The sequence below is a fragment of the Bartonella propinqua genome, assembly GCF_047263965.1.
Lineage (GTDB): Bacteria > Pseudomonadota > Alphaproteobacteria > Rhizobiales > Rhizobiaceae > Bartonella.
This window is the reverse complement of sequence record NZ_JBLEBK010000003.1, coordinates 226,501-238,745: the sequence shown is the minus strand read 5'-3', so window position 1 is coordinate 238,745 and position 12,245 is coordinate 226,501. Positions and strand designations below refer to the sequence as shown.

Sequence of the window (12,245 nt, the reverse complement as noted above, 5' to 3'; positions counted from 1 at the left end):
ACAAAAGAGGATGTTTTATCAAGTTGATGCTAGTGGCTTAATTTTGTTTGTGTACTTAATTCCTAAGGCTTCAGTTGATAAAATAATGGGGATTGAATGCAGGGATGATGGGAGGCAGCATTTGGTTATACGTATCCGTGCTGTTCCTGAAGATGGAAAAGCAAATAAAGCATTAATGAGATTTTTAGCGAAGCAATGGAAAGTTCCATTTTCTTATATTTCTCTTAAGAGTGGCGCAACATCACGTTATAAGCGGCTTTATTTTTCAGGATATTTAGAAGAGCTGAAAAAGATATTACAATCTTTAGAAGATTGCACTTCTATGCAGAGGTAGGTAAAAATGAAAGCCTGCTTTAAAAACAGGCTTTGTTTTTTTGTAATAATTATATTACTCGAGCGCGCTCAATAGCTTGTTGAATTAATTTACGGGCAAAGTCTTTATCACGCCAACCTTCAATTTTGACCCATTTTCCAAGCTCAAGATCTTTATAATGCTCGAAAAAGTGCTCAATTTGCTTTAGTGTAATTTCAGGAAGATCAGTATAGTCGTGGACGTTGATATATCGTTGCGTTAGCTTAGGAGTAGGGATAGCAATAATTTTCTCATCTTTACCACCATCATCTTCCATAACCAAAACACCAATTGGACAAACATTAATAACACAACCAAGAAGAAGTGGACGGGTATTGCAGATAAGAACATCAATTGGGTCTCCATCTTCTGAAAGAGTATGCGGAACAAAACCATAATTTCCAGGATAAACCATAGATGTATGGAGAAAACGATCAACAAACAATGCTCCAGATTTTTTATCCATTTCATATTTTATTGGTTGACCACCAAGAGAGACTTCAACGATAACATTGATATCTTCTGGGGGGTTTTTGCCAACAGGTATTTCCTTTATATTCATGTCAATATCCTTTCTGGAGTATGATTAAGCTAGATACAATGCAACATTTGACCAAGGAAGTCATGAGATTTAGGTTGAAATTGATGAGCGTGTTTTTTCAAAGCGTTTGCGTTCATTTGGATCAAGATAAAGTTTGCGTAGCCGAATATTTTTAGGAGTTACTTCTACAAGTTCATCATCCTGTATCCACGATAAAGCACGTTCTAGTGTCATTTTGATAGGAGGGGTTAATTTCACGGCTTCATCTTTTCCAGAAGCACGCATATTTGTTAGCTTTTTTCCTTTTAAAACATTCACTTCTAAGTCGTTATCACGTGAGTGTATACCAATAATCATGCCTTGATAGACTTTAACGCCAGCATCGATTACCATAGGCCCACGATCTTCTAGGTTAAAAAGAGCATAAGCGACAGATTCACCGCTATCATTTGAAATCATAACACCATTGACGCGACCACTAATGTCTCCTTTATAAGGTTCATAGGCATGAAAAAGGCGATTCATAATTGCTGTACCGCGTGTGTCAGTTAAAAGTTCGGATTGGTAGCCGATAAGTCCTCGGGTTGGGGCATAAAAGACAAGGCGTACACGACTGCCTCCAGAGGGGCGCAGTTCAACCATTTCTCCTTTACGTTCGGACATTTTTTGAACGACAGTTCCAGAGTATTCCTCATCAACATCGATTACAACTTCTTCGATTGGTTCAAGAGTTGCTCCGTTTTCATCTATTTGCATAACAACACGTGGACGTGATACACTAAGCTCAAATCCTTCACGGCGCATATTTTCGATGAGAACTGCAAGTTGCAATTCTCCTCTTCCTGAAACATAAAAAGAATCCTTATCAGCGGATTCTTCAATTTTAAGGGCTACATTGCCTTCTGCTTCTTTCAATAAACGGTCTCGGATAACACGACTTGTCACCTTATCCCCTTCAGTTCCAGCAAGGGGGCTATCATTGACGAGAAAGCTCATAGTAACAGTGGGAGGATCAATTGGTTGGGCTGTGAGTGGTTCATTGACCGTAAGATCACAGAAAGTATCAGCAACAGTACCTTTTTGTAGACCTGCAATTGCTACAATATCACCAGCAGTACTTTCTTCAATGGGTTGTCGTTCTAGCCCACGAAATGCCAAAATTTTCGAAATACGCCCAGTTTCTAAAAGTTTTCCATCCTGCCCAAGAACTTTAACACTTTGATTTGGTTTAATAGAGCCTGAATGAATGCGACCTGTAATAATTCGTCCTAAAAATGGATCAGCTTCAAGAATAGTTCCGATCATGCGGAATGGTCCTTCAGCTACGGTAGGAGAAGGAACATGGCGAATGACAAGATCAAACAAAGGACTCAATCCTTGATCTTTCGGTCCTTCAGGAGATTCTGCCATCCATCCATTACGACCTGATCCATAAAGAATGGGAAAGTCAAGTTGTTCATCGGTGGCATCAAGAGCAGCGAAAAGATCAAAAACCTCGTTGATGACTTCGTCAGCGCGTGCATCAGGTCGGTCAATTTTATTAATCACAACAATAGGGCGTAATCCTACTTTCAACGCTTTACCAACGACAAATTTTGTTTGCGGCATTGGACCTTCAGCGGCATCAACAAGCACAATTGCTCCATCTACCATGTTCAAAATACGTTCAACTTCCCCACCAAAGTCAGCGTGACCTGGTGTATCAACAATATTAATTCGAGTATTTTTCCAAACAACAGATGTCGCTTTTGCTAGAATTGTAATTCCGCGTTCTTTTTCAATATCATTTGAATCCATCATGCGTTCGCTAGTACGCTGATTATCACGGAAATTTCCTGATTGTTTGAGAAGTTCATCCACGAGCGTTGTTTTCCCATGGTCAACATGGGCAATGATGGCAATGTTACGCAATTGCATAAATTTTCTTCTTTTCGTTTAATGAAATTTTATTTAAGGCAAAGCTTTTGCACTATTTACCTGATGTTCACAGAGCCTTTTACATGTTTTTTTATAATTTGGGAAGAGGAGTAAATATTTTTATGGCAAACTGTTTGTAAAGGTTTTTGATGTTTTATTGAATTGACTTTGTAGAATTTTACAAAAAACACTTGAGAGTGTAAGCATTTTTTGTGGATATGCAATGAAAAAAAATAATGCAACCTATTCTCTTAAATAAACAAGATTATAGGTTGCATATGAGTTGTATTTTTTCTTAACATTTTAAAGCAGAGTGCCAGACAAAATAAGGGAAGCCACAGAAAAATAGATTACAATACCTGTGACATCTACTAAGGTTGCTACAAAGGGAGCAGAAGCGCTTGCTGGATCAAATCTCAAAACTTTAAGGATAAAAGGAAGCATAGAGCCAGAGAAGGAACCAAAGGTAACGACTCCGATCAAAGCTGCACCTACAGTCATGGAAACAGCAAACCAATGTTCTCCATAGTTATAGATACCCAATTGCTGCCAAATGACAATGCGCGTAATTCCAATGATTCCAAGTAATGCACCAAGAGATAGTCCTGCTGGAATTTCACGAATAATGACTCTCCACCAGTCTTTAAGTGTGAGCTCACGTAGGGCTAATGCACGGATAATAAGTGATGTTGCCTGTGATCCAGAATTTCCTCCTGAGCTCATAATAAGAGGAATGAATAATGTGAGGACAATCGCTTTTTCAAGCTCTGTTTCAAAATATTGCATGGCGCTTGCTGTCAACATTTCACCGATAAAAAGTAAGGCAAGCCAGCCACCGCGTTTTTTCATCATTTCAAGAAAGCCGATTTGCATATATGGTTTATTGAGAGCTTCCATACCTCCGAATTTATAGGCATCTTCATTCATCTCATCGACCATAGTATCCAGCACATCGTCGACAGTTACAATACCAATAACATGGTTGCTCTCATCAACAACTGGTACAGAGAGAAGGTCGTGACGTTGAAAAAGGCGAGCAATATCTTCATGATCCGTGGAAGGTGATATTGTGATGGGTGTATCACGCGTAGGGACATTGAGAATTGGCTCATCAGGTGAGGCAAGAATAAGGTTACGAAGTGAAATAGCCTTGAGAAGAGTGCCCATTTTAGGATCAATAACATAGCTTGTGTAAACTGTTTCACGTGTTCGTTCGACATCACGAATGTAATCAAGAGTCTTTTTTACAGTCCAGTTTGCTGGCACTGCTATAAACTCTGTTGTCATGAGTGCACCAGCGGTGTGATCAGGGTAACTTGTGAGTTTTTTTAGCTCAGATCGTGTTAAGGGTTTAAGCAAGGCATAAAGCCGTGTGCGTGTTTCTTCATTCATTTCTTGAAAAACGTCTGCAGCGGCGTCTGCAGACATACCATCAAGAATTTCAACAGAACGATTCACAGGTAAAAGTTCAAGAATAGCTGCAGGTTGTTCAAGCTCTGGTTTATCAAAAAGTTCAATGGTATAATCAAGGGGCAAGAGACTAAGAATAGTCACACGTTCCATGATATCAAGATCATTGATGATATCAATTGAATCGGCGAAATGCCGATTTTTTAATTCTTCGGTAAGAGCTTCAGGAGAAAAATTTTTTAATTCGAAGGTTGTTTTAATTTCAGTCATGATAAAGTACCTTCCAAAAGATTGGAGAATTATGAATCTAGATATTATGGATTAAGACGAATTAAAAGTTATGGCAGGCTTAAAAAAAACCCCTCCCAACATACGCTTTCAATTGTTAATATTTAAAATAAAGTCAAGGATAAATCACAAACAGTAAACAGTTTTATAAGTAAAATATGTAAAAATTGTTATTTTATTTTATCTTTGATGATAAAATTATCTTAATATTTTTTATATTTAAATATAATTTTGAAAGTTTATTTTAAAGTAAAATAGATAAAACTTACAGTATTATCAATTATTATTACTTATATCATGAGATTAATTATTACATTTTAAAGTTTATAATGGAGATATAGAGTATTATGACAAAAGCAGCAGTGCTGGATTGGAAGGGATTTGCGGGACTTCCTGATTATACTTTAATAAGTGATAATGATTTTAAACCTGCTTTTGAGCAGGCGCTTAAAGAGGCAGAAGAAGAAATAGAGGCAATTGCAACAATACAAGAATCACCAACGCTTGAGAATTTTCTGCAGCCTTTTGAACTTTCTGGCAAGACACTTGATCGTGTATGTTCAATATTTTTCTTGCGTTCAGGTGCTCATAGTAATGCATTTATTCAGCAATTAGAACAAGAGTTTGTTGTAAAACTTTCTCGGTATTCTTCAAAAATTATGATGGATGCACGAATATTTTCCAAAATAGAAGTGCTCTATGAGCAATCGCGGCAAGGTGTGTACGATAGTGAAACGACACGTGTACTTGAATTATGGTGGAAAAAGTTTGTTTGTAATGGTGCAAAGCTTGATGAAAAAGGAAAAAAACGGCTTGTTGAAATTAATGAAAAGCTCGCTTTTTTAAGTGCTACTTTTGGTCAGCATGTTTTAAAAGATGAAGCTGAGTGGATCTTATTCTTAGGACAAACAGATTTAACTGGTTTGCCTGATGATCTTATTGCTTCCATGAAGGAAATTGCGTGTGAAAGAGGTAATGAGGGAGCTTATGCATTAACATTGGCACGCTCAATTGTTGAACCATTTTTAAAGTTCTCTGATCGTCGTGATTTGCGCGAAGTAGCATTTAAAGCTTGGTCTAAACGCGGTGAAAATAACAATGATAATGATAATCGGAAAATTATTGTGGAGATTATTGCACTTCGAGATGAGCAGGCTAAATTACTAGGGTATGAATCATTCGCAGACCTGAAACTTGATAATACCATGGCAAAGAATGTTGATACAGTTATGGATTTGCTTATACCTGTATGGGAACGAGCAAAAGCTAAGGCTGCTAATGAACAGGTTGAATTGCAAAACTTTGCAAGAAGTCAGGGAAGTAATGAGTTCTTAGCAGCTTGGGATTGGCGCTATTATACGGAAAAACTTCGCGCCGAAAAATTTTCTTTCGACGGAGCTGAAATTAAATATTATTTTCAGCTTGATCGTATGATTGAAGCAGCTTTTACTGTGGCAGAAAAACTTTTTGGGCTTTCATTTGAAGAAAAAAATACTGTTGCACTATGGCATCCTGATGCACGTTTATGGGAAGTAAAAAAATCTGATGGTAGTTTGCTTGGGCATTTCATCGGTGATTATTTTGCGCGCTCTTCAAAACGCTCTGGTGCATGGATGAGCAATCTGCAATCGCAACATAAATTGGATAATGGACAAAAGCCTATTATCTACAATATTTGTAATTTTGCTAAACCACCCAAAGGGGAAGTTGCTCTTTTATCACTTGATGATGCACGTACGCTTTTCCACGAATTTGGACATGCATTGCATGGCTTGCTTTCTGACGTAACATGGCTATCTGTGTCGGGGACATCGGTTTCGCGTGATTTTGTTGAACTTCCTTCTCAACTTTACGAACATTGGTTAACTGTACCAGAGATACTAAAGTCTTACGCAACGCATGCAAAAACAGGACTTCCCATGCCACAAGCATTGATGGATAAGATTGTAGCGGCACAGACATTTAATGCTGGCTTTTCTGCAGTTGAATTTATTTCATCAGCTTTAGTGGATATGGCTTTTCATCAGAGAGAAACGGTAACTGATCCAACAATATTCGAGCATCAGGAATTAGAAAGGTTGCAAATGCCTGACACAATTATCATGCGTCATCGTCCTCCACATTTTACACATATATTTTCAGGTGATGGTTATGCTGCTGGTTACTATTCTTATATGTGGTCGGAAGTGCTTGATGCTGATGCTTTTCAGGCTTTTGAAGAAACAGGTGATGTGTTTAATTCAGAGCTCGCTGATCGATTAAAGCGTTTTATCTATTCTGCTGGAGGAAGCCACGATCCAGAGGAACTGTATAAAGCTTTTCGAGGGAGGTTACCTTCATCAGAGGCGATGATTAAAAAACGTGGATTGTAAAGTATCATGGTATGGTTCACGCTGCCATTATATTCTTTTTTATGATTGAAATTTGCATAAGTTTTTAACGCATTATAACCATGTAGAAAAAGCTTTTTCTATATGGGGCTTTGTTTATGAAAAAGAGCAAACTTTATGTTTTTAAAGAGTATCATGGGAAAGAAAAATTATCAGCTCGGTCTATCTGGTGACCATTTGGAGGTGACCATGATTTTTTCATGAAGTTTGAATCTATTTTGTTGAGTAGATGGGTATTTTGTTGTGCCATGTTATCGAGGGTTATTGGAGGCTGGCGTTTAATATTATGTGGTTCTTGTATAAATTGCAGAGTATTTGTATTGATAGGGTATATATTTTCATAGGATGATAGGTGAAAATTTAAAATAATCTCCAGTTTTCTTTTCAAATAAGAGGCAAGTTTTTGTTTGCCAGCAGCAGTAAAGTTAATACCGTCATGAGTACGGAGTTTTACTGTTTTTCCATTAATATCATAGCCTAAAAAGGAAAATTGACCTTCTGCATCAATAAAACCATCCCAAATATCAATAAAATATCCTTTTTTTGTTTTTGTTGCATTTTTATAAAGCGCATTAAAAATTCGCATTTTTTGTGTTAAATTATTATTCTTAAAAGCAGGTTGTCCCACCCATATCCATGGCTTTCCAGAATTATGAAGGCTTTCAGCAATTTCAATAATTCTTTGCTTGTAGATATTTATCCATTCTGGCTCTACTGCTCTGAGTACGCCATCAGGTGTTATGATTGGTTGATTATCATTTGCACCGATCATCATAACAATAGCTTGAGGTTTATTTTTATCAATGAGTTCAGAAATATTGTTTTTCCAAGAATAATAATCTGTTCGAACCAAGCCAGAATTTGGCACTGTGTTATTTATGATGATTATATCGTGATTGTCAGTAAAAAGCTTCTTGAGCGCATCAGCAACAGAAAAAGCTACAAAGTCTCCTACCACGAGAATGCGTTTCGCATTTTCTTCTTTTAGTTTTTGTATAGGTTTTTGTGTTACAATCTTTTTTTGTGGTTTGTATATCTTTTGTTCCATAATTTGTGGCTGTTGTTCTTGTTTTTTATGTTCGAACAACGATTCGAAAAAATTTTGTGCCTTACTTGGAGCTTGCTGTATTATAATAAAAGAAAAAGTATAAAAAAGCAGAAAAATCAAGTACATTAAACGGAAGTGTAACAAGCACTTTACTCCAAATTATTGTTTTCGAAGGAGGAAAAGAACTTCAGGGGAGGGATGTCCATTATTCTCTAAGCCGTAGCGTAGTTGAAAAGCTTTAATTGCTTGTCTAGAGGCAGTACCGATTTTGCCATCAACTTCTCCTTTATAATAGCCATGTACAGCTAAACGAGATTGCAGTTCTTTACATTCTTGAAAAGTAAGGGGCTGAAAAGGTCGATCCCAATCTTGAACCAATCCTGGGTATCCTGCAATTCGGTTAGCTAAAAGAGCAACTGCGAAAGCATAACGATCTGCATTATTATAACGTTTAATAACAAAGAAGTTTTTTGTTACTAAGAATATAGGTCCTTTTGGTCCATCTGGATACTTTAATATTGCGAGCTCAGATGATGAAGGAAAAGAATGTCCGCTTGCATGTTTTACACCTAGCTTTTTCCACTGTTCAAAGGAATGCCAATCGTTGGGAAGATTTTTCCCTTGCGGTAATTTGACTTCTATTCCCCAAGGGAGGTCGGACTGCCAGCCATTCATGTGAAGAAGATTAGCAGCGGTCGCGAGGGCATCTGGAATAGAGGTCCAGATATCACGTCGTCCACTTCCATCCATATCAACGGCGTAGGCAAGATAACTACTTGGAATAAATTGCGTATGCCCCAATGCACCAGCCCAAGATCCAGTAAGTTGGGAGCGCTCAATTTCACCACTTTGTAGAATCTTCATGGCAGCAATCAGTTGTGTGCGTGCATATTTTGCGCGTTTTTTATCAGCATAGGCTAGGGTTGCAAGTGAACGAATAGCATCACGCATTACACCTTTATTTTCTAAAACTTTTCCATAACTGCTTTCCATTGACCAAATAGCAAGGAGAATATGGCGATCAACACCAAAGCGTTCTTCAATTTTAGGAAGCCATTCTTCCCATTTTTTAGCTTGCCGTTGCCCTTCTACAATTGCAATATCATGAACACGATTATCAAAATAGTTCCATGAAGAATCCACAAATTCTGGCTGATATGCGGCTTTTTTTAAAACTTCGGGATCAATTGTATTGACGTTTTTAAAAGCCATATCAAACGTAGATGATGAAATATTGTTGGCTAAAGCTGTTTTTTTGAATTCTCTAATCCAGTTTTTAAAACCGCTATCAGCGCATAAAAGTGGTGCAAAAAACATTGAAAAAGCATAAAAAGCAATAACTGAAGCAATGATAATAGTGCTCCAATCTATAAATTTTCTTGAAGAAGAAAAAGTGTTAAGTTCTATTTTTTGCATTTTCAATTTCCATTAATGTTCAAGTATTTTGATATACGATAACTTCATTTTTTTATTTGGCTTAATCGGTTATGTTTTCAAGCAAATAAGTAAAAACTAAAGTGGGTTATTTCTTTTAAAGAAATACTTTCTCATAAATTATCTCATTTGTGTTCTTTTCTTGTTTATTATAATAGTAATTGAAACAATTCGTTAAGATATAGGGAGTGAAAAATTATATGTTTAATCAGGAGGATAAGAGTGCGTAAAATTCGGAAAGCAGTATTTCCCGTGGCTGGTCTTGGTACTCGTTTTCTTCCTGCAACAAAAACAGTTCCTAAAGAAATGCTGACTATTGTTGATAGACCTGTTATTCAATATGTTGTAGATGAAGCGCGTGAAGCTGGTATTGAACATTTTATTTTTGTTACTGGACGCAATAAAGCAGTCATTGAGGATTATTTTGATGCGCAAGTTGAATTATATACAGTGCTTGCTGAACGTGGTAGAAAAGAAGAACTTGAGCATTTGCACGCTTTACAACCTCTACCAGGCACGACTTCTTTTACTCGGCAACAGCAGCCTTTGGGGTTAGGACATGCTCTTTGGTGCGCACGTGAATTAGTTGGGCAAGAACCTTTTGCTTTGTTGTTACCAGATATGTTGATGCAAGCGAAAAGAGGTTGCCTTTCTGAAATGATCAGTCTTTATGAAAAAATCGGTGAGGGTAATATTATTGCGGTTCAAGAGTGCAATCCTAGAGAGACTCATAAATATGGGATCGTTGAAAAAGGCAAACAAATTGAAAATGGTTTTGAAATCATAAAAATGGTAGAGAAGCCAACAAAAGGAACTGCACCATCGAATCTCTACATCAATGGACGTTATATTTTGCAACCAGAAATTTTTGATATTCTCTCTAATCAAGAGCGAGGAGCAGGGGATGAAATTCAATTAACAGACGCGATGGTACGTCTTTCAAATGAGCAGAATTTTTTTGGTTTTCAGTTAGAAGGGCACACTTTTGATTGTGGCTCTAAAGCTGGTTTTATTGAAGCAAATATTGCATTTTCTTTAGCGCGTGCTGATATGCATAGGCAGGTTTCTGCTTCCTTGAAGAATTTGCTTAAAAGTATTAAAATTGAAAAGTGATATAGATCTCCCATTTAATTTCATTTATCAGATTCGGTCATGATGCAACAGTCTTCTTCTCATATGTCAGCCTCACAAAGCGCTGTTACATCGGCACTTAAAACTATTACGAGTGAAACACAAGGGCTTAAAGCTCTTGAAGCAGCTCTTCTGGGAAGTCTTTCTTCCTCTTTTGAAGCCGCTGTTCAAACCATCAGGAACGCTAGTGGTCGTGTGGTGATTACGGGACTTGGGAAGAGTGGTCATATAGGGACGAAAATTGCTGCAACCTTAGCTTCAACAGGAACACCTGCTTTTTTTGTACACGCTGCAGAAGCCAATCATGGTGATCTTGGTATGATTGGGTCTGATGATGTTATTCTTGCTTTATCATGGTCAGGCGAAACCTTGGAATTAAGCGGCATTATGAGTCATGCTGCACGTTTTCGTACTCCACTTATTGCAATGACAGCGGGTGAGCACTCTATTTTAGGACGACAAGCTGATATTGTACTCTTGTTGCCAAAGGTAGAAGAGGCTTGTCCTCATGGACTTGCTCCTACAACTTCAACAGTTATGCAATTGGCAATGGGAGATGCATTAGCTGTTGCTCTTTTAGAAATGCGTGGTTTTACTGCAACGGATTTCAAAATTTATCATCCTGGTGGTTCTCTTGGTGCAAGCCTTAAATATGTGCGTGATATTATGCATTGGGGTGATAGTATCCCTCTAGTTGCGCAGGGAACAGCCATGGTTGATGCTATGAATATTTTGGTTGAAAAACATTTTGGCTGCGTTGGCGTCGTAAATCAAAAAGGTGAGTTGATCGGGATTATGACTGATGGTGATATTGCACGTAACATTCACGTGAACTTATCGAAATTGAGTGTTGATGAGGTGATGACCAAAAATCCCAAAATTGTTGGTCCAGATATGCTCGTTGGTGCTGCAACAGCTTTTATTAACGATCATCATATTGGAGCTTTTTTTGTGGTTGAAGACAAAAAGCCCGTAGGAATTGTTCACTTTCATGATCTTTTGCGCATAGGCGCTGCTTGAGTTGATGAGTATCTATATCGGATAAAATTTTATTTGGTAGAAAAATAGATTCAACAATAAAAAAATTAAAAAAATTTTGCTGTGGAACAGCGCCATTAAAATTCCTATTGGTTAGAAAAAACGATTATCTTACACACCCCGTGTATGCAGGCTCTTCTAACAAATAATTGTGTCAGTATTTTACATATCTGAAAGAAAAGTTGCAATTAGAAGGAGAGAGAGCATGGTTTTTGAGTATGTTCCGCACATTTGCGCAGCTTTGGCTTTTATTTAAAATTTTCGTTTAAGGGTGAATTGCGACCCTACACTCGATGTGCAAAATAATTGCATTGTGTTATGCGATATTGCACAATTTACTCGGGATATTGTGCCACGAAGAATTGAATGGATTTCAATTTCTACATGTTGAGTACTGACATAATAATAGGTGCCTTCTGACAATTTTTCTCGTGTATCTGCTGCTCGTGTTTCAAAGATACCATCACGGAAAGAAGAAATGATACCGTTTTCATCGATCCATTCACCGTTAATGCCAGTTGATATATTTTGTCCATAATTTTGCAAAAAACCACATGCAACTAAAGCTAAAGCGGTGATTATAAGACATAAAGTACGGCAGCTGTGCTTCATTTGTTCTACTCTAAGTTATGTTATTATGCGTTTTAACTTTTATAACATTACTAAATTACTCTATTAGTCAATACGAAAAATTTT

At 37.3% G+C, this 12,245-nt stretch carries 10 protein-coding genes; 4 read left to right on the top strand and 6 right to left on the bottom strand.

Going from position 1 to position 12,245, the window contains the following annotated elements:
* Positions 1-10: 10 nt before the first annotated feature.
* Complete coding sequence (locus tag ACMFKV_RS03925; RefSeq protein WP_336288015.1) at positions 11-334, top strand: DUF167 domain-containing protein; 324 nt, start codon at positions 11-13, stop codon at positions 332-334.
* Between the two features lie 49 nt (positions 335-383).
* Here the strand turns inward: ACMFKV_RS03925 and ppa are convergent, their stop codons facing one another.
* The 3 genes from ppa to mgtE all read right to left on the bottom strand — a co-directional run bounded on the left by ppa (position 384) and on the right by mgtE (position 4,490).
* Positions 384-914: an inorganic diphosphatase gene (ppa, locus tag ACMFKV_RS03920; RefSeq protein ID WP_413154549.1), complete on the bottom strand. Its 531-nt coding sequence runs from the start codon at positions 912-914 to the stop codon at positions 384-386.
* A 69-nt stretch (positions 915-983) separates the two neighbouring features.
* The gene (gene typA / locus ACMFKV_RS03915) at positions 984-2,810 is read right to left on the bottom strand and encodes a translational GTPase TypA (protein ID WP_413154548.1); all 1,827 of its coding nucleotides are present in this window, start codon (positions 2,808-2,810) and stop codon (positions 984-986) included.
* A gap of 303 nt (positions 2,811-3,113) precedes the next feature.
* Positions 3,114-4,490, bottom strand: a complete 1,377-nt coding sequence (gene mgtE / locus ACMFKV_RS03910; RefSeq protein ID WP_336288012.1) for a magnesium transporter — start codon at positions 4,488-4,490, stop codon at positions 3,114-3,116.
* A 365-nt stretch (positions 4,491-4,855) separates the two neighbouring features.
* On the opposite strand from mgtE, the gene ACMFKV_RS03905 reads away from it, so the two are divergent.
* Positions 4,856-6,880, top strand: a complete 2,025-nt coding sequence (locus ACMFKV_RS03905) for a M3 family metallopeptidase (protein WP_413154547.1) — start codon at positions 4,856-4,858, stop codon at positions 6,878-6,880.
* 151 nt (positions 6,881-7,031) lie between these two features.
* Here the strand turns inward: ACMFKV_RS03905 and ACMFKV_RS03900 are convergent, their stop codons facing one another.
* Positions 7,032-8,072 carry an SGNH/GDSL hydrolase family protein gene (locus ACMFKV_RS03900; RefSeq protein ID WP_413154564.1) on the bottom strand — a complete coding sequence of 347 codons (1,041 nt, stop codon included), beginning with the start codon at positions 8,070-8,072 and terminating at the stop codon, positions 7,032-7,034.
* Positions 8,073-8,105: 33 nt separating this feature from the next.
* Positions 8,106-9,362 (bottom strand): lytic murein transglycosylase, encoded by a 1,257-nt coding sequence (locus ACMFKV_RS03895; RefSeq protein WP_336288008.1) that lies wholly within the window; start codon positions 9,360-9,362, stop codon positions 8,106-8,108.
* 240 nt (positions 9,363-9,602) lie between these two features.
* Here ACMFKV_RS03895 and galU point away from each other — a divergent pair, with 240 nt between their 5' ends.
* Both galU and ACMFKV_RS03885 read left to right on the top strand, forming a co-directional pair.
* Positions 9,603-10,493, top strand: coding sequence for a UTP--glucose-1-phosphate uridylyltransferase GalU (galU, locus tag ACMFKV_RS03890; protein WP_336288007.1), 891 nt, complete (start codon positions 9,603-9,605; stop codon positions 10,491-10,493).
* Positions 10,494-10,535: 42 nt separating this feature from the next.
* Positions 10,536-11,531, top strand: a complete 996-nt coding sequence (locus ACMFKV_RS03885) for a KpsF/GutQ family sugar-phosphate isomerase (protein WP_336288042.1) — start codon at positions 10,536-10,538, stop codon at positions 11,529-11,531.
* A 270-nt stretch (positions 11,532-11,801) separates the two neighbouring features.
* Here ACMFKV_RS03885 and ACMFKV_RS03880 read toward each other — a convergent pair whose 3' ends face one another.
* Positions 11,802-12,161, bottom strand: a complete 360-nt coding sequence (locus ACMFKV_RS03880; protein ID WP_413154545.1) for a hypothetical protein — start codon at positions 12,159-12,161, stop codon at positions 11,802-11,804.
* Positions 12,162-12,245 lie beyond the last annotated feature (84 nt).